This window comes from Microbacterium sp. NPDC080220, assembly GCF_040686395.1.
In the GTDB taxonomy this organism is placed as follows: Bacteria; Actinomycetota; Actinomycetes; order Actinomycetales; family Microbacteriaceae; genus Microbacterium; species Microbacterium gawkjiense.
Genome location: NZ_JBFBOP010000002.1, coordinates 98696 through 120342, shown reverse-complemented (window position 1 = coordinate 120342; position 21647 = coordinate 98696). Strand labels below are relative to the sequence as shown.

Genomic DNA, 21647 nt, shown 5'->3' with positions numbered 1-21647 from the left:
CCGCTTCTCCCATCCGCACCGCCCGAGTGCGTCGTCGTACTCAGAAGGGGACACCCATGTCGCAGACCACCGTCGACAGGCCGGTCGACACCGAACCCGCCGTGACCACTCACGCGCAGGACCCCAAGGGACGATCGATCACCCGAATCGTCGTCGCCGCCGGCTTCGCCCTGATCGTCCTGCTCTTCTTCCTGTTGGCCTTCACGGCCTCCAGCGAGGAGTCGGCACGCATCACCATCGGGTTCTCGCTCAACAGCTTCTTCCTCTGGCTCGGCGGTCTGAACCCGCTGATCCAGATCCCCGTCATCCTGGTGGTGTTCGGGATCGTGGTCGGCATCATCCTCGTGCTGATCGAGTTCGCCCCGCGGCCCGGCCGCGGCTACTTCATCATGCGGTTGGCGGCCTGCCTGCTGATCCCGCTGCTGGCCTTCCTCCTGCTGCGTCCCTACGCGAACGCGGTGGTGTACGTCGTCGCGATCGCCCTGCTGGTCGGTGGACTGCTCTTCTTCGCGGACTTCCGCTCCCGTCAGGGCGCCGGCTACCTGTTCCAGCTGATCCTCTTCATGGCGCCGGCCAGCATCATGCTGATCCTCGGTCTGATCTACCCGGCGATCTCGACGATCTTCAAGTCGTTCTTCGACAAGTCGGGCGAGCAGTTCGTCGGCATGGAGAACTACATCTGGGTGTTCACGAACCCGACCGGTACGGCGTCGGTGGTCAACACGCTGCTGTGGGCGCTTCTGGCGCCGACGATTTCGGTCGTGATCGGTCTCGCCTACGCGGTCTTCATCGATCGCGCCCGCGGCGAGAAGATCCTGAAAGTCCTCGTGTTCATGCCCGTCGCGATCTCGTTCGTCGGCGCCGGCATCATCTGGAAGTTCATGTACGACGCCCGCCAGGGCGACCAGGTCGGTCTGCTGAACGCCATCGTCACCGCCTTCGGGGGCGACCCGGTGCAGTGGCTGGCGATCAAGCCGGTCATCAACACGCTCATGCTCCTCGTCGTCTTCATCTGGACGCAGACCGGTTTCGCGATGGTGATCCTGTCGGCGGCCATCAAGGCGGTCCCCGTCGAGCAGATGGAGGCGGCGCAGCTGGACGGCACCAACGCGTGGCAGCGGTTCCGCAACGTCACGGTCCCCGGCATCCGCTCGTCGCTGATCGTCGTGCTCACGACCATCACGATCGCCTCGCTGAAGGTGTACGACATCGTCGCCGTCATGACCGGCGGTCGCGACGAGACGACCGTCCTCGGCTTCGAGATGGTCAACCAGCAGCAGCGGTTCCAGAGCTACGGTCACTCGTCCGCTCTGGCCGTCGTCCTGTTCCTGTTCGTCCTGCCGCTGATCATCTACAACGCCCGATCGATGGCCAAGCAGAGGGAGATCCGCTGATGACCGTCGCAGCACCCACCACACCGGTCGACAACCGCACGGCCCGCCAGGTCGCGCGCGACACCCGCAAGAACGAGGCGATCGCCCACAAGAAGCTGACGTCGAAGGGCGCGACGATCGCGGCCGTCATCATCGCCATCTTCTGGACGATCCCGACGTTCGGCCTCTTCGTCACCTCGTTCCGACCCGGCGCCGACACGCAGTCGACCGGGTGGTGGACGGTGTTCACGAACCCCGACTTCACCCTCGACAACTACTTCGAGGCGCTGAACGCGGGCGGTACGTCGACGACACTCGCCTCGGCGTTCGTGAACTCGCTCGCGATCACCATCCCCGCGACGGTCTTCCCGATCGTCATGGCGGCGCTGGCGGCCTACGCGTTCGCGTGGATCGACTTCAAGGGGCGCAGCGCGCTGTTCGTCTTCGTGTTCGCCCTGCAGATCGTGCCGCTGCAGATGGCCCTCGTGCCGCTGCTGTCCCTCTTCTCGCAGGGGCTCACCATCAACGAGGTGCCGATCTTCCCGGGCTTCGGTCTGAACGACGTGCAGTACAGCTTCGCCCGCGTCTGGATCGCGCACGCCATTTTCGCGCTGCCGCTGGCGACGTTCATGCTGCACAACTTCATCGCGGAGATCCCGGGTGAGGTCATCGAGGCGGCGCGGGTGGACGGCGCCGGCCACGGTCAGGTCTTCTTCCGGATCATCCTGCCGCTGGCCGCTCCGGCGATCGCGTCGTTCGCGATCTTCCAGTTCCTGTGGGTGTGGAACGACCTGCTGGTCGCGACGATCTTCGCCTCGCCGGGCGCCCTGCCGATCACGCAGGCGCTGAACTCGCTGTCGGGAACCTGGGGCAACCGCTGGTTCCTGCAGTCGGCGGGCACGTTCATCTCGATCATCGTCCCGCTCATCGTGTTCTTCGCGCTGCAGCGCTTCTTCGTCCGCGGCCTGCTCGCGGGTGCGACGAAGGGCTGAGCCCGGAACGACGAGAGAGGGGGATGCCGGTGGCCACCGGCATCCCCCTCTTCGTTCGTCTGCGGGTCAACCGCTGCAGCCGAGGCGCTGCTGCATCGAGGTCATCGCCTGGATCTCGAAGGACTGACCCTTGATCATGGTCTGAGCGACCGTCCGGACCCGCTCGTCGGAGGCGAGGTCGACGGCGGCCTCGGCCATCGGGATCGCGCCCTCGTGGTGGCGGATCATCAGGGTGAGGAACGAGCAGTCCGCCTGCTGACCGGTGGCCGCCTTGAGAGCTGCCAGCTCGGCGTCCGAGGCCATGCCCATCTGCTCGCGCATCTCTTCGTCCGAGAGGGGCTCGCCGTCGGTGCCGCCGTGCGCATGCCCGGAATCGGATGCCGCCATCCACGCCATCGGCTGGTCGTCGTACTGCGGCAGCCCCCAGCGGACCAGCCAGTCCAGCATCTCGCCGCGCTGCGACGACTGCCCGGTCGCGATGTCGTACGCGAGGGCGCGGAGCTCGTCGTCGTCGGTCTCGGCGTAGATGGTCATCGCCATGTCGACCGCCTGCGCGTGGTGCATCTGCATGTCGCGGGCGAAGCCGGCGTCGGCGGAGCCTTCACCCGGGGTGGAGCCGGCGATGCCGAACGTCGAGAAGCGGCCGATCGCGAACGCCACCGCGGCGATGGCGAGGCCCACGAGCAGCACGACCCACCACGGGGGCAGGGTGCGCTCGGTGCCCGGCTCGTCGCCGACGGTGCCGTCGGTCACTGCTTGCCGGGCGCGTCCAGAGCGCCGGTGCACGCGGCGCCCGGCTCGGGACCGTTCACGTTGCGCCAGTAGGCCTTGATGAACTCGCCGATGCGCTCATCGTCGGGGGAGTCGACCTTCAGCTGCGCGTTCCACGCGCTGACGGCGATGGGAGTGTCCATGTCCTCGTAGGGCGAGAGCACGGTGTAGTCCGAGGGCAGCTGCGCGTCGAGGGCGTCGATGCCCGCCTGGTCGACCTGCGCCGGGTCGTACGTGATCCAGATGGCGCCGTGCTCGAGGGTGTGGACGGCGTTCTCGTTCGGGACGGGCTGGTCGTAGACACCGCAGTTCAGCCACACCGCGTTGTGGTCGCCGCCGGCGGGAGGGGTCTGCTCGTAGTCGACGACACCCTCGACGTGGTTCGCGGTGTGCTCGAAGGTCTGCACCCCCGCGATGCCCGAGCCGTCGCCGTCGCCGCGGGCGACGGTCACGGGGCGCGGGGTGAGAACGACGGAGGCCACGACGAGGCCGACGATAAGCACGGCGGCGATGACGCTGACGATCCACCAGGTGGTCTTCGTGCGGCGGCGCTTAGCGAGCTGGCGCTGGTACTCGGCGAGCTTCTGCTGCTTCTGCTGCTCGCGCTGCTGCTTCACGGTGAGGTTCAGCTGCGCCTGCGTGGCAGGGTTGCCGCTCGTGCGCTTACCGGTGGGATCGTTCGGGGTCATGGGAGTGGCCTCGTCGGTCGGGGTGGGGAGGGCGCAGGTGCGCCGCTTCGATTTTATTCGCAGGCATCTGCACGGGCCCTGGGCGGTGAGCGTTTCATAGGGTCTCGTGACGTGGGAGGCATCCCGCGCGGCTGCGCAAGGGGTGCCTGACGGCGCCCCGCGTCGAGCAGGATGGGACGATGACAGTGCCCACGCACGAACACGAGATCGGTATCGGCCTGCGGCTGGCGGTGATCGGCGCAGTGCTCCTCGTCGCGGCCGTCGCCACCGGGATCGCCGTCGAGTCGACCGACTCCGAACTCATCGACCTCGATTCCTGGTGGAACGCCTACGTCGCGACGTTCCTCCCCGGCATCCGACCCGTGTCGCTGCTCATGAACGTCCTGGGCGCGGGGGTCATCGGGACCTACGTCGTGCCCCTCGTCGGCGCGGCCTTGCTGCTGCTGGCCCGGCGGCCGTGGGGCGCCGTCTTCTTCCTCGCCGCGTCGATCGTGGGCGCGCTCGTCGTGCAGCTGCTCAAAGGGATCTTCGGCCGCGTGCGGCCGGAGGAGATGCTCGTCATCTCCGACCACGGGTCGTTCCCGTCCGGCCACACGGCGAACGCCGCCGTGATCGCCACCGTCGCGGTCATCCTCTTCCCGCGCGTCTGGGTGCTCCTCGTCGGGGTCGCGTGGACCCTGCTTATGGCGTTCAGCCGCACGCAGGTCCATGCGCACTGGTTGACCGACACCCTGGGCGGGACCGTGCTCGGTGTCGCCACGACGCTGCTGGTCGCGGCGGCGCTGACGATCCCTGTCGTCCGGGAACGTGAGCGCCGGTTCTCGCTAGGCTGAGCGGCATGAGCGCCGAGGAAGCCGCTGCCGAACTCGCCCGTCTCGAAGCCGAGGCCGCCGCCGCAGAGGCGGAGCTGAAGCTCGCGAAGGCGCAGGCCGCCCTGGCCGCCGCACGTGCGGCGGCCGCACGGACACAGACGGATGCCGCGCCTCCGACCGCGGCCGGCCCGGACGGCGATCCCGCCCCGGCCGCCGACCCTCCGCCGCCCGCCGCGCCCGCTCCTGCCGACGCACCCACTCCGGCCGACGCACCCACTCCGGCCGACGCGCCCGCTCCCGACGCGCCCACCGGCCCGCTCGACGCGGAGGAGGTCGCGCGGATCGTCACGGGGTACACGTTCGAAGAGGAGACGCTCGACCTCGGCGCGCTCGTCAACGGCGACGCGGTCCGCGAAGCGCAGATCCGAATCCCGATCGCGATGACCAACAGACACGGGCTGGTCGCCGGGGCCACCGGCACGGGCAAGACCCGCACCCTGCAGGGGCTCGCCGAGCAGCTCGCGGCCAAGGGCGTGCCGGTCTTCGCGGCCGACATCAAGGGGGACCTCACGGGGGTCGCCACGGCCGGCGAATCGAGCCCGAAGCTCCTGGCCCGCACCGAGGCGATCGGGCAGGCGTGGGAACCGGCGGCATCCGTCACGGAGTACTTCGCGCTCGGCGGCATCGGTACCGGCGTCCCGGTCAGGGCCACCGTCACCGGGTTCGGTCCGCTGCTGCTGAGCCGCGTGCTCGGTCTCAACGAGACGCAGGAGTCGAGCCTCGGCCTCGTCTTCCACTACGCCGACGCGCACGGGCTGCCGCTCGTCGACCTGGCGGACCTGCGCGCCGTCCTCACCCACCTGACCAGCGACGCCGGCAAGCCCGAGCTGAAGGACCTCGGCGGGCTGTCCTCCGCCACGGCCGGTGTCATCCTGCGCGAGCTCATCACCTTCGCCGACGGCGGCGCCGACGTGTTCTTCGGCGAGCCGGAGTTCGACGTCCGCGACTTCCTGCGCACCACCCCCGACGGACGCGGGATCATCTCGCTCCTCGAGGTGCCCGGCATCGCCGACAAGCCCGAACTGTTCTCGACGTTCCTCATGTACCTGCTCGCGGAGCTGTTCGAGATCCTCCCCGAGGTGGGGGATGCCGCCAAGCCCAAGCTCGTGTTCTTCTTCGACGAGGCGCACCTGCTGTTCCGCGACGCGTCGAAGGCGTTCACCGCGGCGATCGTGCAGACCGTGCGCCTCATCCGCTCGAAGGGGGTCGGAGTCTTCTTCGTGACGCAGACCCCGAAGGACGTGCCGGGCGACGTCCTCGGCCAGCTCGGCTCGCGCATCCAGCACGCGCTCCGCGCCTTCACGCCCGACGACGCGAAGGCCCTGCGCGCGACGGTGGGCACGTATCCGACCTCGGGCTACGACCTCGAACGCGTGCTGCAGGAGCTCGGCACCGGCGAGGCGATCGTGACCGTCATGAACGAGAAGGGCGCGCCGACGCCCGTCGCCTGGACGCGGCTGCGCGCGCCGCAGGGGCTTATGTCCCCGACCCCGGCGGCCGCCGTGCAGGCCGCCGTCGCGGCGTCGCCGCTGCTCGCGACCTACGGCACCCCGGTCGACCGGGAGTCCGCGCGCGAGATCCTGGCCGCGAAGATGGCGGCGGCGGACGCCGAGGCGGATGCCGCCAAGGCCGCCGCCGACAAGGCGAAGGCCGACGCGGAGTACGCGAAGCAGAAGGCCGCGATGGACAAGGCGCAGAAGAAGGCCGAAGCCGACGCGCAGCGCGAATACGACCGGATCCTCCGCAGCACCGGCGGCCGCACCCGGACCTCGCGTCGCGTCGAGTCCTCGCCGCTCGAGCAGATCCTCGGATCGAAGGCGACGCAGTCGATCATCGGCAGCGTCATCCGCGGCGTGTTCGGGAACGGTCGGCGGTGAGTGCGGCATCCCGCATCCGTCCGTTCCGTCCCGGGGACGAACCCGCCCTCGCCGAGATCTGCCTGCGGACCGCCGACGGCGGCGGCGACGCGACCGGGATCTTCGAGGACGACGCGATCTGGGCCCACATCTGGGTCCTGCCCTACGTCGAACGCCACCCCGACGTGGCTTTCCTCGTCGAGGACGAGGACGGCACCGTCACGGGGTACGTCGTCGCGACGCCCGACACCGACGCGTTCGAGCGGTGGTTCCGCGACGAGTGGTGGCCGCGCCACGCGCACCGCTGGCCGAAGCCCGAGCGCGAGGTCACGCGTCAGGACGGCACCCTGCTCTACGCCTACAGCCGCGGGGAGAAGCCCGAGCGGTACGCCGAGGAGTTCCCCGCGCACCTGCACATCGACCTGCTGCCGCAGGCCCAGGGCAAGGGCGCGGGGCGCCGCCTCGTCGAGACGCTCTTCCACGCGCTCCGCGAGCGGGGTGTCTCCGGACTGCACCTCGTGGCGTCGGCGGGGAACACCGGCGCGATGGCCTTCTACACCCGCCTCGGGCTCGCTCCACTGCCCTCGTCGCCGGGGTCCCGCGCCTACGGCGTGAAGCTATGAGCGGTGCACCGGGATCGGCATCGTCGACGTGTCGATGAGCGGGTCGTCGTCCTGACGCTCGACGACCTCGACCGCCTCCGCGCGCGTCTCGACGGTCGGCACCGAGCCGAGCAGCGGTCGCTTCGCGGTCTCCTTCATCGACAGCAGCGCGATCCCGCCCAGCAGCGCGAAGAACATGATGTAGAACGCGGGCATGTAGGTGTTGCCGGTGGCGTCGATGAGGGCCTGACTGAACAGCGGAGTCGTGCCGCCGAACAGCGAGACCGAGACGTTGTAGGCGATCGCCATCGCGCCGAACCGCGACGCGGTCGGGAACAGGGCCGGCAGTGTGGACGCCGACACGGCGACGTAGAAGGCGACGGGGATCGCCACCATCCCGAGGGCGACGAAGACCGCCCACTCCTGCCCGATCTGCATGATCGCGAACGCCGGGATCATGAGCACGATCGTCGAGCCGGCGGCGATCATGTAGACCGGCCGCCGGCCGATCCGGTCGCTCAGCATCCCGATGAACGGCAGACAGGCCGACATCACGAGCAGCACCGGCACGGTCGCCACGGCCGCGCCGAGGTTCGAGATCCCGACCTCGGTCTCGAGGTAGGTCGGCATGTAGCTCGTGAGGGCGTAGCCGGCGGTGTTCGTCGCCGCGACGATCGCGATGCCGATGAGCACCTCGCGCCAGTGGTGACGGAGGATGCCGCCGATCCCGTGGCGTGCGAGGGGGTCGTCGCGGTCCGGCTCGTTCTCGGTCTCGGCGGCGTTCTCGTAGGCGGGGGTCTCGGGGATCTTGAGGCGGAACCAGATGGCGACGATGCCGAGGGGGATCGCGACGAGGAACGGGATCCGCCACCCGAAGTCGGTCATCGCGGTCTCGCCCCACACCGACTCGGTGATGACGGTGGTGAGGGCGACGACCGAGGCGCCGGCGGCGAAGCCGACATAGGAGCCAAGGTCGAGCCACGACGACCAGAAGCCGCGTCGCTTGTCGGGGGAGAACTCCGCGACGTACGTGGTGGCGCCGGCGTACTCGCCGCCGGTGGAGAACCCCTGCACCATCTTGAGCAGGTACAGCGGCACGATCGCCCAGAGTCCGATCTGCGCGCTCGTGGGCAGGACGCCGATCAGGGCGGTCGCGACGGCCATCATCGCCATCGTGAAGAAGAGGACCTTCTGCCGACCGATGCGATCGCCGAGCGGGCCGAGGACGAGGCCGCCGATGGGGCGCACGAGGAACGAGATCGCGAACCCGAGGAGGGTGACGAGCAGGTTCCACGGCTCGGGCAGATCGTCCGCGAAGACGACGGAGATCGTGACGGCGAGGTAGCCGTATATGCCGAAGTCGAACCACTCCATGAAGTTGCCGACGACCGTGCCGCTGATCGCGGTGCGGACGCGCTTGGTGTCGACGACCACCACATCGTCCACGTCGAGGCGTGGCGGGGGCGCCGGGCGGGTGATCGGATCGGAGGACGGGGGTATCGGCTGACGGGATGACCTGGCCATCTCTCCACGGTACGCGCGTGGTCCGCGGCCCGCATCCGTGCGGCTGTCCCTTGACAAAACCCGTCCGTCGAGCGGGGGCCGCACCCCTCCGCGGCCGGTCTATCGTGGCGACATGAGCGAGCTCTCCGCCCCCACCGGCCGCGAATCCGCCCTCGTCGCCCAGCCCCGCGCCGACGGCACCGCGCCGCGTGCGCTGGTCCTCGGATCGACCGGATACCTCGGCGGACGCCTCGTCCCGCGACTCCTGTCGGCGGGGTACCGGGTGCGGGTGCTCGTCCGCACGCCCGCCCGGGTGAGGGCGTTCGTGTGGGGGAGCGAGGTCGAGGTCGTCGAGGGCGCCGCCGAGGACGCCGACGCCGTCGCCCGCGCCGTCGACGACGTCGACGTGCTCTACTACCTCGTCCACTCGATGGGCGGCGGCGGCGACTTCGAGACGAAGGACCTGCGGGCGGCGGAGACCGTGGCGGATGCGGCGGCCGAGGCATCCGTCGCTCGCATCGTCTACCTCGGGGGTCTGCACCCGGCCGGGGTGGAGCTGAGCCCGCACCTGCGCTCGCGCGTCGAGGTGGGCGAGGTGCTGCTGCACAGCGGCGTGCCCACCCTCGTCCTGCAGGCCGGTGTCGTCATCGGGTCGGGGTCCGCCTCGTTCGAGATGGTGCGTCACCTCACCGACGTGCTGCCGTACATGCCGGCGCCGAAGTGGGTGCGCAACCGCATCCAGCCGATCGCGGTGCGCGACGTGCTGCACTACCTGCTCGCGGCGGCGCGGGTCGACTCGGACGTCAACCGCGCCGTCGACATCGGCGGGCCGGACGTGCTCCGCTACGGCCAGATGATGAACGGGTACGCCGTCGAGGCGGGACTGCGCCAGCGCGCGATCGCCGCGCTGCCGGTGCTCACCCCCGGTCTCGCGTCGCACTGGGTGAACCTCGTGACCCCCGTTCCGCGCGCGATCGCCCGGCCGCTCATCGCGTCGCTGCAGAACGAGTGCATCATGGACGACCACGCCGTCGACGAGCTGCTGCCGCGGCCCGAGGGCGGCCTCACCCCCTACCGCGAGGCGGTGCGGCTGGCGCTGCGCAAGGTCGAGGCCGACGCCGTCGAGACGAGCTGGCAGGACGCCGAGGTCTCGTCGGTGCCGAGCGACCCGCTGCCGAGCGACCCCGAGTGGGCCGGCCGGCTCGTGTTCACCGACGAGCAGAGCGCGACGACGTCGGCGAGCCCCGACCAGCTCTGGCGCGTCATCGTCGGGATCGGCGGCGAGAACGGCTGGTACTCGTCGCCGTTCCTGTGGGCCGTCCGCGGCTGGATGGACCGACTCGTGGGCGGTGTGGGCCTGCAGCGCGGGCGCCGCAGCCGCGGCAAGGTCGCGGCGGGCGACGCGATCGACTTCTGGCGCGTCGAGGCCGTCGAGGAAGGGCGACTGCTGCGCCTGCGTGCGGAGATGAAGGTGCCGGGCCTCGCGTGGCTCGAACTGCGCGCGAGCCCCGAGGGGTCGGGCTCACGGTACGACCAGCGCGCCGTCTTCTTCCCGAAGGGGCTCGCCGGACGGCTCTACTGGTTCGCCGTGCTGCCCTTCCACGGCTTCATCTTCCAGGGCATGGCGAACCGCATCGCGGCCGCCGCCGAGCGCGAGGCGCCCGTCGCCTGAGGTCTCAGGCCGTGAGGCGGCCGTTCGCGACGCGGACGGTCCGGTCGACGAGGGATGCCGGGACCTCGGCGTGCGAGATGAGCACGACCGCGTGCGACCCGTCGACCGCGCCGAGCAGGTCGGTCAGCAGCGCATCGGCGGCGGACGGGTCGACGCCGGCGGTCGGTTCGTCGAGGACCAGCACGGGGAAGCCGCGCAGCAGGGCGCGCGCGAGCGAGATGCGCTGGGCCTGACCGCCCGAGACGAGCGCGCCGCGCTCGCCGACCCGCGCGTCGAGTCCGCCGCGCGCGCGGAGCCAGTCGCCGAGGCCCACGCGCTCGAGGACGCGCACGAGCTCGTCGTCGGTCGCGGTGTCGCGGGCGAAGAGCAGGTTCTGGCGGATGTCCTCGTCGAAGAGCATCGGATGCTGCTCGCACAGTCCCACGGTCTGTCGCAGGTCGTCGGGGGCGATCGCCTCGACGGGGCGCCCGCCGATCGTGTACTCGCCGGAGACGGCGAGGAAGCGCACGAGGGCGGCGGCGAGGGTCGACTTGCCCGCGCCGCTCGGACCGACGACGTGGATCCGCTCGCCGGGGCGGACGTCGAGGTCCACGTCGGTCAGCGCGGGGCGGTCGGCGCCCGGCCAGCGGACCGTGACGCCGCGCAGGCGGAGGCCGTCACCGAGCGGCGATGCCTGCCCCGTCGGCGCGCCTGCGGGTGGGATCTCGGCCGGCACCGCGGCGGGGACGACGCCCGCGACACGCGTCGCGGCCGCGCGGACCTGCCGCCACGCGGACGCCGCGAGCGGCACGGCCGTGTAGACCTCGAACACCGCCATCGGCACGAGCACGACCACGGCGAGGGACGGGCCCGAGAGCGCACCCTCGGACGCGGCCGGGGCGGCGGCGACGAGCGCCAGGACGGTCGCGGCGCCGGCGGCGAGCGACACGAGGGCCGCCGTCCCCGCCTGCGCCGCGGTGCGCTGGAGGAGGGCGCGCCGCAACGCCGCGTCCGCGGCGCGGACGTCGGCACGCGAGTCGTGCTCCGCGCCGTAGGCGACGAGGACGTCGAGGCGCGAGAGGTGGTCGAGGATCGCACCGCGGAGTCGTGCGCGCAGGGGGGCGATCGAGCGCTCGGCGCGGGCGCCCGCCGTCCAGCCCCACGCGGTCGCCGCGACCCCCGCGCCGACGAGGCACGCCGCGAGGGTGAGGGCGGCGGGCCACCACACGACGGCGACGAGCACGACGGCGCCGACGGCGACGGCGGCCGACGACACGAGCGGCAGGACGACGCGCAGCGGCAGGTTCTGCAGTTCGTCGACGTCGTCGACGAGAGCGGTCGCCGCATCGCCGCGGCCGGCCGTGGCGAGCCCCGCGGGCGCGTGGGGGAGAAGGCGGCGCACGAGGTCGGTCCGCGTGCGGGCCAGTTGGCGCAGCACCGCGTCGTGGCCCGCGAGGCGCTCCGTGTAGCGGAACACGGCGCGGGAGAGGGCGAACGCCCGGACCCCCACGACAGCGGTCGTGATGTAGAGGACGAGCGGCTGCTCGGCGGCGCGCACGATCAGCCAGGCGCTCACGGCGAGCAGGGCCACCGCCGAGGCCTCCGAGAGGAAGCCCGAGGCCAGGGCGGGCCAGAGGCGGCGGACAGGCGGCACGGCGCCGCGCAGCACGTCACGGGTCGTCGTCACACCGACACCCCCGCACCGGTCAGCCGCACGACGCGATCCGCGATCGCGCGGGCGCTCGTGCGGTGCGAGACGAGCAGGAGGAGGGCCCCGGCATCCGCGATCGATCGCAGCGACCGCCAGAGGTGCGCCTCCGCGGCGGCGTCGAGCGCGGCCGACGGTTCGTCGAGGGCGAGGACGGGTGCGTGCCCGCGCAGGTGGCGGGCGACCGCGCGGGCGACGGCGATCCGTTGGGCCTGCCCACCCGAGAGTCCGGCGCCCTGGACACCCAGGACCTGCTCCGGATCGACGTCGGTGAGCCCCACGAGCGCCAGTGCCTCGGCGACCGTCGCGGCGGGCAGGTCGGCATCCCCCAGCGAGACGTTCGACGCGACCGTCCCCGCCGCGAGCCCGGGCCGCTGCCCCGCCCACGCGAGCCACGCCGACGGCGGGAGGGTGCGGACGTCGCGGCCGTCGAGCTCGATCCGGCCCGTCGCGGGCGCGAAGCCCAGGAGGGCGTGCAGCAGGCTGGACTTGCCCGCGCCGCTCGGCCCCTCGATGAGGACGATCTCGCCCGACCGCGCCTCGAGGTCCACCGGCGGCAGGTCGCGCACCCGGACGTCCGTCAGCCGCAGCACGTGCGCGCCCCGGCCCACTGCCGCCGCCGCAGGTGCCGACGGTGTCGCCGCGGCGGCCTCGTCGAGGACGGCGAACACGTCGCGGGTCGCCGCGACGCCCTCGCTCGACGCGTGGAACTGCACCCCGACCTGGCGGATCGGCAGGAACGCCTCGGGCGCGAGCAGGAGGACGAAGAGCCCGACCGTCAGGCTGAGCGACCCGTCGAGCAGCCGGAACCCGATCGTCACGGCGACGATGGCGACCGAGATCGACGCGAGGAACTCGAGGGCGAACCCCGACAGGAACGACACCCGCAGCACGGTCATCGTCTCGCGCCGATAGTCGTCGGTGACCCGCTCGATCGAGTCCGCGGCGCGATGCTGCCGCCCGAAGACGGTGAGGGTGGACAGTCCCTGCACCGTCTCGGCGAAGCGGGTGGCGAGGTGGGTGAGCGTGTCCCACTGGCGGCGCTGGACGCTGCGGGTCGCGAGTCCGATCAGCACCATGAAGATCGGGATGAGCGGCAGGGTGAGCAGGATGGTGAGGCCCGAGACCGCGTCCGCGGTCCCCATCACCGCGAGCAGGATCGGCGTCGCGACCACGGTCTGCACGAGCTGGGGCAGATAGCGGCCGACGTAGGGTTCGAGCGCGTCGAGTCCGCGCCCGGCGACGAGGGCGAGCTGCGCCGTGCTGCGGGTCGCGGTCCACCCCGGCCCGAGCCGGGCGATCGCGTCGAGCACGGCCGCCCGCAGCTGCGACTCGACACGGGCCGACGCGCGGGCGGCCACCCGCTCGCGCGCGAACGAGAGCACCGAGCGGAGGAGGACGACGGCGGCCAGGGCGAGGAGGGTTCCCCCGATCTCGCGTCCCGCGATCGCGTCGACGACCGCTCGCGTCGTCAGGAAGGCGAAGCCGACGACCACCGCCGTCTGCGCCAGCGCGAGCAGTCCGATGAGCAGGAGGAAGGATCGGGATGCCGTCGCGTACCGCCACAGCCGGGGGTCCACCGGCGGCTGCCGCCGTTCGAGCTCGGGGGCCATGGGTCGATCCTCCTCCGCCGTCTCAGTGGGCGGGCGCGGCATCCGCCTTCTCGATCTGCGCACGCGAGATGCGCTTGCGGAAGACCCAGTACGTCCAGGCCTGGTAGGCCAGGATGCCCGGCAGGAAGATGACCGCCGCCCACGTCATGACCCCGAGCGTGTAGTCGGTGCTGGACGCGTTCTCGATCGTGAGGGAGAACGCCGGGTCGGTCGAGGACGGCATGACGAAGGGGAACAGCGCGAACCACAGGGTGAGGACGGCCGTGACGATCGTGACGGCGCCCAGCGCGAAGGCCCACCCGTCGCGCTCCCGCAGGTTGGCCACGGCGGAGCCGATCAGGGCGAGCGCGGCGGCGACGCCGCATCCGATCACCGCCGCCAGTGCGGGGGCGTCGCGGTCCATCGCGATCGCCGTGGTCCAGACGACCGTCCCGGCCGCGAAGAGGATCGTCGGGATCGCTACGCGACGGGCCACGGCGTGAGCGTCCTCCTTCACCCGGCCGTCGGCCTTCAGCCCCACGAAGTACAGACCGTGCAGGAAGAAAAGCAGCAGGGTGGTGACGCCGACCCACAGTCCGTAGGGGTTCAGGAGGGTGAGGAGCGACCCGGTGAACTCCTTGTCGGCGTCGATCGGCACCCCCTGGACGATGTTGCCGAACGCGACCCCCCAGAGCAGAGCCGGGACGACCGAGCCGATGACGATCATCCGGTCGAAGCCGCGCTTCCACGCGAGCCCCTCGCGCTGGTGGCGGTACTCGAACGAGACGCCGCGGAGGATGAGGGCGAGCAGGATCAGCAGCAGCGGCAGGTAGAACCCGCTGAACAGGGTCGCGTACCACTCCGGGAACGCGGCGAACAGGCAGGCGCCCGCGACGATGACCCATGTCTCGTTGAGGTCCCACACCGGCCCGATGGTGTTGATGACCTGGCGCCGCGACACCTCGTCGCGGCCGAGGAACGGCAGGCTCATCCCGACGCCGAAGTCGAAGCCGTCGAGCACGAAGTAGCCGACGAAGAACACACCGACGACGAAGAACCAGAGGTAGGCGAGATCCATGGCGTGCTCCTAGTAGACCGTCGAGGGGGTCTGGTCGACCGGCAGGTCGCGTGGGTCGGGGTCGTCGGGCCCGGGCAGGGGGTCGGGACCCTTCTGTGCGGCCTTCAGGATGAGGCGGAACTCGACGACGGCGAGCGAGGCGTAGATCGCGGTGAACGCGACGAGGGAGATGAGCACCGTCCAGCCGGGGACACTGGGCGAGACGCCGTCCTCGGTGAGCATGAGGCTGAACACGATCCAGGGCTGGCGGCCCATCTCGGTGAACACCCAGCCGACGAGGCTGCCGAGCAGGGGGAGCGGGGCGGACCAGATCGCGATGCGCCACATCCAGTCGGCGACGGGACGGGTCGCCTTCTTCCGCGTGACCCAGAGGCCGGCGACCGAGATGAGGGTGGCGAGACCGCCGAAGCCGATCATCCAGCGGAAAGACCAGTAGGTGACCCAGATCTCGGGACGGTAGTCGACGCCGGCGCCGAAGCGCTGCGTGTAGAGGTCCTGCAGATCGTTCAGTCCTTCGACGCAGCCGTCGAGCGTCTGGGTGGACAGGAAGGAGAGCAGGTAGGGAACGCGCAGCGACCAGATCTCCTCCGAGCCGTCGGGTGTGCCGATCGAGAAGATGGAGAAGGATGCGTCGGCGCCGCACGCGTTCTCGTACAGGGCTTCGGCGGCCGCCATCTTCATCGGCTGCGTCTGCACCATGACGAGCCCGAGCTGGTCGCCGCTGATGGCGGTGCCGGCGAAGGAGATGATCATGAACCACATGCCGTAGCGGAGGGCCGGACGCATCGTCTCGACGTGCTGCCCGCGGCGCAGGTGCCAGGCGGCGACGGCGATGATGACCGCCGCGGCGAACATGAACGCCGAGAAGATCGTGTGCGGGAAGGCAGCGAGGGCGACCGGGTTGGTCAGCAGCGCGAAGAAGTCCGTGAGCTCGGCGCGGCCGGTGTCGGGGTTCAGCGTGTAGCCGACCGGGTTCTGCATGAACGCGTTGGCCGTCAGGATGAAGTACGCCGACAGGATCGACCCGAACGCCGTCGCCCAGATGGTGAGCAGGTGGATGCGGCGGGGCAGCTTGTCCCAGCCGAAGATCCACAGGCCGATGAAGGTCGCCTCGAAGAAGAACGCCATGAGGCCCTCGAAGGCGAGCGGGGCGCCGAACACGTCGCCGACGAAGCGGGAGTATGCGGACCAGTTCATGCCGAACTGGAACTCCTGCACGATGCCGGTGACGACGCCCATCGCGAAGTTGATGAGGAAGATCTTGCCGAACAGGCGGGTCAGGTGCAGCCACCTCACGTCGCCGGTGCGGTGCCAGATCGTCTGGAAGATCGCCACCGTGAGCGCCATGCCGAGCGTCAACGGCACGAACAGATAGTGGTAGAGCGTCGTCAGTCCGAACTGCAGGCGAGCCAGGATGAGCGGGTCCAGAAAGTCCACGGGCTTGGTCCTTCCACAGGTATGCTCCGACGCTACGACAGCCGGCTGATCGCGGCATCCGATCGGGCCGTGCAAAATACCCGGATGCCGCCGCGCCGGACGCCCCCCATGGTGGGAGCGGTCTCCGCCGCCTACGGTGGGGCTCATGACTCGCGGTGATTCGTCCCGGGTTCCCGCGATGGTGCGGCGGACCACAGCCTTCACCGCGGCGTGGCTGGCGGCGGTCCTCGTCCTGACCGCGGGGCCCGCCTCAGCCGGCACGACGCCCTCGCCGACCGTCTCGCCGACGCCGGCCGTGTCACCGTCGCCGACCGTCTCGCCGACCCCGACGGCGACTCGCACGCCGACGCCGACGGCTACCCCGACTCCGACACCGACGGCGACATCGAAGCCCACGCCGACGCCGACGTCCACGCCCACGGCTACTCCGACTCCGACGCCCACCCCGACACCCACGCCGACCCCGACACCCGCTCCGACGCCGGACGCCGGGGCGCGCCTGGCGGCCCCGCCCGCCCCGCGGATGCCGTCGACGGGTCGCCTCAGCGCCGCAACCGCCGCCGACCAGACCATCGCCGTGAGCCGCGCCCTCTTCCCGAACGGAAGCGCCGAGGTCGTGATCGCCGCCGCCAAACGCCACGACGCGCAGATCGCGGCGGGGCTCGCGGGCGCCCGCCGGGCGCCGATGCTGTACGTCGCACCAGACTCGATCCCCGCTGCGGTCAAGACCGAACTCGCCCGGCTGAAGCCGACGCGCATCCTCGTCGTCGGCTCGACGGCGTCGGTGAACAGTACGGTCGCGCGGGTGCTCGGTCAGACGGCCCCCGTCGAGCGGATCTCCGGCGCCGACACCTACGCGCTCTCGCGCGCGGTCCTGCGCTTCCTGGGCCCCGTCGACCGCGTGTACGTCGCCGACGGGCGCACGATGGACACCGCTCCGATCGCCGCGGCGGCCGCCGCCGCGACGGGAGGCGGCTTCATGGCCGTCGACGGTCGCGGCACGGCCTCCGACGCCACGATGGCGGCGCTGAAGGACGTCGGTGCGAAGGAGGTGGTCATGATGAACATCGCCTCGATGATGGGGAAGGGGTTCGTCGACCGCATCCGCTCCGCCGGGATCAGCGTGCGTCGCATGGCGGGCGGCACCAGCGAGGCCGTGGCGATCTCCACGGCCGCCGACTACCCGAGCACGACCACCCGCGGTGTCGTGGTCTCCGGCGTCGCGATCCCCAACCACGAGACCGGCACGGCGGCCGCGGTCGCCGGCGCCCTCCGCCAGCCCTTCCTCTACTCACGCACCGAGTGCGTGTCGGATGCCACGGCCGCCCTCCTCGACACGCGAAAGGACACCGTCCTCGCCGTCGGTCCGACCAGCCGGTTGCAGGCGGCCGTGCTGACGGGCGACGGCTGCACCGTCGTCCGCACCGCGGCGGCGAACACGCTGCGCGACAAGATCACGGCCACCATGAAGCGGCATCCCTCCTCGTCGTACGCCGTCACCGTGCGGCAGATCGGCGGTCTCGAGGTGCTGACGGGCAAGACGGGCGCCACGCGACGCGAACCCGCCAGCATGATGAAGCTCTTCGTCGCCTGGGCGGCGCTCACGCGGGTGGAGAAGAAGCAGGCGTCGCTGTCGACGAAGCTGTCGTCGGGTCTCACCGTCAAGGAATGCCTGCGCGAGCTCATCTGGATGTCCGACAACTACTGCCACACCGACCTCGTGCACTGGATCGGCGTCTCGAACCTCAACAAGCAGATCGCCGCCGCCGGCTACTCGCAGACCTCCTACGGGCGCGTGCTGAAGGGACAGGACGTCCTCTACGCCGGCAACCGCACCACCTCGAACGATCTGAGCCTGCTCGTGGCACGCCTCGAGAAGGGGCAGATCCTCAACAAGACGCACACGACGCTGCTGCGGGATCTCATGCACACGCAGTTGTTCCGCTCCCGCATTCCCAACGGCATCCCGGCCTCCGCCTACCAGGCCTCCAAGCCGGGCTCGCTCTGGGTCAAGGGCGGTCTGCTTCAGGCCGACACCGCGATCATCCGCGGGCCGAAGGCGACCTTCGTGCTCACCGTGATCGGCGACGCCGGGTCGTCCAAGGCCGGCATCCGCGACATCGCGCGCACCGTCTACACGCACTTCAACGGCTCGTTCGGGGCGGCGGCGAAGCACTCCGACCTGCACGTGCGGACCACGAAGAACGCGACGTGGCGGAAGTCCGCAGGCGGCGCGGTCGGCGGGACGATCCCGAAGGGCACGCCGCTGCAGGTCTCGGATTCGAAGCGTCACTGGTACAAGCTCCACTACCGGGGCGGATACGCCTGGGTCTGGTACTCGTCCCTGCGCACCAACCTCGCCTACTGAGGCCGTTCGACGCTCAGGCGTCCGGCCGTCGCCGCAGCAGGTGGATGACGCATTCCTGCGGATCGCACGACGAGCGCATGCCGTCGACCGCCAAGGGTCCGCCCGCCTCGCTGAGGGCGCCCTGCATGAGCCCGAGGTGCACGTCGCAGAGCGTCTCGCGGTTGTCCGCCTGATCGGCCGCGTGCGCGCAGGGCGTCAGGTCGATCGTGAGGGCGTCCTCGTCGATCTCGGGGTCGAAGCCGCCGTCGAGGAGCTGCTCGACGAGCGCGTCGAGCTGATGCTGCTCCTCGCCCGTCAGCGACCCGGCCGTCTCGGGCATGACCCGGCGCATGAGGTCGCCGCGCTCGGCAGCGGCCTGCACCTTGCGGCGGTGCTCCGGACTCGAGACGCTCACGCCGTCGACGGCGCGGTAGAACACCCGCGGCCGGCCGCGCGTCGTGCGCTTCTCCACCTCGGTCGCGACGAATCCGCGCTCGATGAGCCGCTGCAGATGCTCCCGGACCGTGTTCGGATGCAGCTTCGTCGCCGCGACGAGCTCGCCGACGGTCTGCTGCGGGGTCGTCTGCAGCAGGTGGAGGATCTCCACGCGCGATGACGTGGAGATCGCGTTGTAGGCGGTCGGGCGCCGGGCCGTCATGACTTCATTATCGGGGGATGACGGATGCCGCGGGGCGGCCCTGGCCTATGATTCCGCCCGTAATCTGAGACCATGCGGCATCCCACCCCCGACCCCGTCGGACCGGGCCAGGAGAGCGTCTGGGACTACCCCCGGCCTCCCCGCGTCGAACCGGTCACCGGCACCGTCACGATCACCCTCGGCGGCGAACGCATCGTCTCGACGAGCCGCGCCTTGCGCGTGCTCGAGACGAGCCACCCGCCCGTCTACTATCTACCGATCGACGACTTCGTCCCCGGTGCGCTGACGCCCGGTCAGGGGTCGTCGTTCTGCGAGTTCAAGGGCGCTGCGCGCTACCTCGACGTCCACGGTGGCGGCGTGCCCCGCCCTGCGGCGGCGTGGAACTACCCGCATCCCGAACCGGGCTTTGAGGAGCTGGCGGACCGGGTGGCGGTGTACGCGCAGCAGATGGACGAGTGCACCGTCGCCGGTGAGGTCGTGACCCCGCAGCCGGGTCGCTTCTACGGCGGGTGGGTCACCTCTCAGGTCGTGGGACCGTTCAAGGGCGTGCCGGGCTCGATGGGCTGGTGACCGGCGCCGACCGTCAGAGGCCGAGCGCCGCCTGCACGTCGGGGGAGTCGCTCTCGCGCGGTTCGGTGCGCACCAGGTCGGCGACCGAGCCGAGGATCTCGTCGGGGCGGAACGGGTAGCGCTCTATCTCGGCGGTGTCGCTGATGCCGGTGAGCACGAGCACGGTGTGCAGGCCCGCTTCGATCCCGGCGACGACGTCCGTGTCCATGCGGTCGCCGATCATGCCGGTGTTCTCGGAGTGCGCGCCGATGCGGTTGAGTGCCGAGCGGAACATCATCGGGTTGGGCTTGCCGACGACGTAGGGCTCTTTGCCGGTGGCCTTCGTGATGAGCGCCGAGATGGCGCCCGTCGCCGGCAGGACGCCCTCGGTCGAGGGGCCGGTCGCGTCGGGGTTGGTGGCGATGAAACGGGAGCCGGCGCCGATGAAGCGGATCGCCTTGGTGATCGCCTCGAACGAGTAGTTGCGGGTCTCGCCGACGACGACGTAGTCGGGGCGGGTCTCGGTCATGATGAAGCCCGCCTCGTGGAGGGCCGTCGTGAGACCGGCCTCACCGATCACGAACGCGGTGCCGCCCGGCATCTGCGAGGCGAGGAAGTCCGCGGTCGCCAGGGCCGAGGTCCAGATCGACTCCTCCGGCACGACGAGTCCCGACGCGCGCAGCCGGGCGCTGAGGTCGCGCGGCGTGAAGATCGAGTTGTTCGTGAGCACGAGGAACGGGGTGCCCTCGTCGCGCCACTGCTCGAGCAGCTCCGCAGCGCCGGGGATCGGTGTGTTCTCGTGCACGAGCACGCCGTCCATGTCGGTCAGCCAGCACTCGATGTCCGCGCGGGTCCGCATGGGTCCACCCTATGCCCGCGTGCGCCGCTCGCCCGGCGCACCCGAGCGCTACGCCGTGGCGATCTCGTGCGTCGGCGTCCACCCCAGCGACGGGGCGACGTAGCGGGCGAAGGACTCGACGAGCCGCAGGTTGAATGCCACCCCGAGCTGGCTCGGGATCGTGAGCATGAGCGTGTCGGCCTCGCGGACCGCGGCGTCGTGCTGAAGCTGCTCGACGAGCTCGTCGGGGGTGCCGGCATACGTCTTCCCGAAGGTGGACCGCATGCCGTCGATGATCCCGATCTGGTCACCGTCGGAGCGGCCGCCGAAGTACATGGCGTCCTCCGCGGTCGTGATGGGGAAGATGCTGCGGCTCACCGAGACGCGCGGGGTCCCCGCGTGACCGGCCTCGCGCCACGCCGCGCGGAACGCGTCGATCTGCTCGGCCTGCAGGATGTCGAAGGGGCGACCGTCGGCCGAGGTCAACAGCGTCGACGACATGAGGTTGACCCCCATGCGTCCCGCCCATTCGGCCGAGTCGCGGTTGCCGGCGCCCCACCAGATGCGCGAGCGCAGCCCGGGGGAGTGCGGTTCGATGCGCTGCAGCCCGTGGCCGCCGCCGAACGGGCTGTGCGGGTCGCTCTCGGCGAGCCCTTCGCCCTCGACGGCGCGCAGGAACAGCTCGAAGTGCTCGCGGGCGATGTCGGCGCCGCGCGGGTCGGTCGACCCGGTGTAGCCGAAGGTCTCGTAGCCGCGGATGACGCTCTCGGGTGACCCGCGGCTCACGCCGAGCGCGAGCCGTCCGTCGCTGATGAGGTCGACCGCGGCCGCCTCCTCCGCGAGGTAGAGCGGGTTCTCGTAGCGCATGTCGATGACGCCCGTGCCGACCTCGATGCGCGAGGTGCGCGCCGCGATCGCGGCGAGCAGCGGCATGGGGGAGGCCTGCTGGCGGGCGAAGTGGTGCACGCGGAAGTAGGCGCCGTTCACCCCGAGCTCGTCCATGCCCTGTGCGAGGTCGATCGCCTGCAGCATCGAGTCGCCGGCGGTGAGTTCGCGACCCCCGCCGAGGGGACCGTAATGGCCGAAGGACAGCGTTCCGAAGCGTTGCATACCGGGCACAACGACGCGGCC

The 21647-nt window shown here is 70.9% G+C and carries 18 protein-coding genes; 8 read left to right on the top strand and 10 right to left on the bottom strand.

From position 1 onward, the window contains the following. Window positions 1–56: 56 nt before the first annotated feature. Complete coding sequence (locus AB0P29_RS04105) at window positions 57–1394, top strand: sugar ABC transporter permease (RefSeq protein ID WP_064002999.1); 1338 nt, start codon at window positions 57–59, stop codon at window positions 1392–1394. Next, window positions 1394–2365 carry a carbohydrate ABC transporter permease gene (locus AB0P29_RS04100; protein WP_363378706.1) on the top strand — a complete coding sequence of 324 codons (972 nt, stop codon included), beginning with the start codon at window positions 1394–1396 and terminating at the stop codon, window positions 2363–2365. Before AB0P29_RS04105 ends, AB0P29_RS04100 begins: the two co-directional genes overlap by 1 nt. A 66-nt stretch (window positions 2366–2431) precedes the next feature. On the opposite strand, the gene AB0P29_RS04095 is transcribed toward AB0P29_RS04100, so the two are convergent. Then, window positions 2432–3118, bottom strand: a complete 687-nt coding sequence (locus AB0P29_RS04095) for a DUF305 domain-containing protein (RefSeq protein WP_217530814.1) — start codon at window positions 3116–3118, stop codon at window positions 2432–2434. Beyond that, window positions 3115–3825, bottom strand: coding sequence for a DUF3105 domain-containing protein (locus AB0P29_RS04090; RefSeq protein WP_363378704.1), 711 nt, complete (start codon window positions 3823–3825; stop codon window positions 3115–3117). Before AB0P29_RS04090 ends, AB0P29_RS04095 begins: the two co-directional genes overlap by 4 nt. A gap of 179 nt (window positions 3826–4004) precedes the next feature. Between AB0P29_RS04090 and AB0P29_RS04085 the strand changes: the two genes are divergently transcribed. From AB0P29_RS04085 to AB0P29_RS04075, 3 genes are read left to right on the top strand one after another with little or no spacing between them, the layout of a single operon-like run. Next, complete coding sequence (locus AB0P29_RS04085; protein ID WP_363378701.1) at window positions 4005–4658, top strand: phosphatase PAP2 family protein; 654 nt, start codon at window positions 4005–4007, stop codon at window positions 4656–4658. Window positions 4659–4663: 5 nt separating this feature from the next. Next, the gene (locus tag AB0P29_RS04080; protein ID WP_363378699.1) at window positions 4664–6574 is read left to right on the top strand and encodes a helicase HerA-like domain-containing protein; all 1911 of its coding nucleotides are present in this window, start codon (window positions 4664–4666) and stop codon (window positions 6572–6574) included. Continuing rightward, on the top strand, window positions 6571–7176 hold the full coding sequence (locus AB0P29_RS04075; protein ID WP_363378696.1) for a GNAT family N-acetyltransferase: 606 nt from the start codon (window positions 6571–6573) through the stop codon (window positions 7174–7176). Before AB0P29_RS04080 ends, AB0P29_RS04075 begins: the two co-directional genes overlap by 4 nt. Here AB0P29_RS04075 and AB0P29_RS04070 read toward each other — a convergent pair. After that, on the bottom strand, window positions 7171–8679 hold the full coding sequence (locus AB0P29_RS04070; RefSeq protein WP_363378694.1) for an MFS transporter: 1509 nt from the start codon (window positions 8677–8679) through the stop codon (window positions 7171–7173). The genes AB0P29_RS04075 and AB0P29_RS04070 overlap by 6 nt on opposite strands. Before the next feature lie 112 nt (window positions 8680–8791). Between AB0P29_RS04070 and AB0P29_RS04065 the strand changes: the two genes are divergently transcribed. Then, the gene (locus AB0P29_RS04065) at window positions 8792–10330 is read left to right on the top strand and encodes an SDR family oxidoreductase (protein ID WP_363378692.1); all 1539 of its coding nucleotides are present in this window, start codon (window positions 8792–8794) and stop codon (window positions 10328–10330) included. A gap of 4 nt (window positions 10331–10334) precedes the next feature. On the opposite strand, the gene cydC is transcribed toward AB0P29_RS04065, so the two are convergent. The 4 genes from cydC to AB0P29_RS04045 are packed head-to-tail and all read right to left on the bottom strand — an operon-like array spanning window position 10335 to window position 16124. Then, window positions 10335–11996, bottom strand: a complete 1662-nt coding sequence (gene cydC, locus AB0P29_RS04060; RefSeq protein WP_363378690.1) for a thiol reductant ABC exporter subunit CydC — start codon at window positions 11994–11996, stop codon at window positions 10335–10337. After that, window positions 11993–13630: a thiol reductant ABC exporter subunit CydD gene (gene cydD / locus AB0P29_RS04055; protein ID WP_363378688.1), complete on the bottom strand. Its 1638-nt coding sequence runs from the start codon at window positions 13628–13630 to the stop codon at window positions 11993–11995. The genes cydC and cydD overlap by 4 nt, the downstream gene beginning before the upstream one ends. A gap of 22 nt (window positions 13631–13652) precedes the next feature. After that, a complete protein-coding gene (cydB, locus tag AB0P29_RS04050) occupies window positions 13653–14687 on the bottom strand; it encodes a cytochrome d ubiquinol oxidase subunit II (protein ID WP_363378686.1) in 1035 nt (344 codons plus the stop codon). 9 nt (window positions 14688–14696) lie between these two features. Continuing rightward, complete coding sequence (locus AB0P29_RS04045; protein WP_217531018.1) at window positions 14697–16124, bottom strand: cytochrome ubiquinol oxidase subunit I; 1428 nt, start codon at window positions 16122–16124, stop codon at window positions 14697–14699. 145 nt (window positions 16125–16269) lie between these two features. On the opposite strand from AB0P29_RS04045, the gene AB0P29_RS04040 reads away from it, so the two are divergent. Then, complete coding sequence (locus tag AB0P29_RS04040) at window positions 16270–18492, top strand: serine hydrolase (protein WP_363378683.1); 2223 nt, start codon at window positions 16270–16272, stop codon at window positions 18490–18492. A 13-nt stretch (window positions 18493–18505) separates the two neighbouring features. On the opposite strand, the gene AB0P29_RS04035 is transcribed toward AB0P29_RS04040, so the two are convergent. Further along, on the bottom strand, window positions 18506–19129 hold the full coding sequence (locus AB0P29_RS04035) for an ArsR family transcriptional regulator (RefSeq protein WP_363378681.1): 624 nt from the start codon (window positions 19127–19129) through the stop codon (window positions 18506–18508). Window positions 19130–19201: 72 nt separating this feature from the next. Between AB0P29_RS04035 and AB0P29_RS04030 the strand changes: the two genes are divergently transcribed. Then, window positions 19202–19699: a DUF427 domain-containing protein gene (locus AB0P29_RS04030; protein ID WP_253035242.1), complete on the top strand. Its 498-nt coding sequence runs from the start codon at window positions 19202–19204 to the stop codon at window positions 19697–19699. 13 nt (window positions 19700–19712) lie between these two features. Here AB0P29_RS04030 and AB0P29_RS04025 read toward each other — a convergent pair whose 3' ends face one another. Both AB0P29_RS04025 and AB0P29_RS04020 read right to left on the bottom strand, forming a co-directional pair. Continuing rightward, on the bottom strand, window positions 19713–20537 hold the full coding sequence (locus tag AB0P29_RS04025; protein ID WP_217530835.1) for an HAD-IIA family hydrolase: 825 nt from the start codon (window positions 20535–20537) through the stop codon (window positions 19713–19715). Window positions 20538–20585: 48 nt separating this feature from the next. Continuing rightward, on the bottom strand, window positions 20586–21626 hold the full coding sequence (locus tag AB0P29_RS04020) for an LLM class flavin-dependent oxidoreductase (RefSeq protein WP_064003016.1): 1041 nt from the start codon (window positions 21624–21626) through the stop codon (window positions 20586–20588). Window positions 21627–21647: the final 21 nt, after the last annotated feature.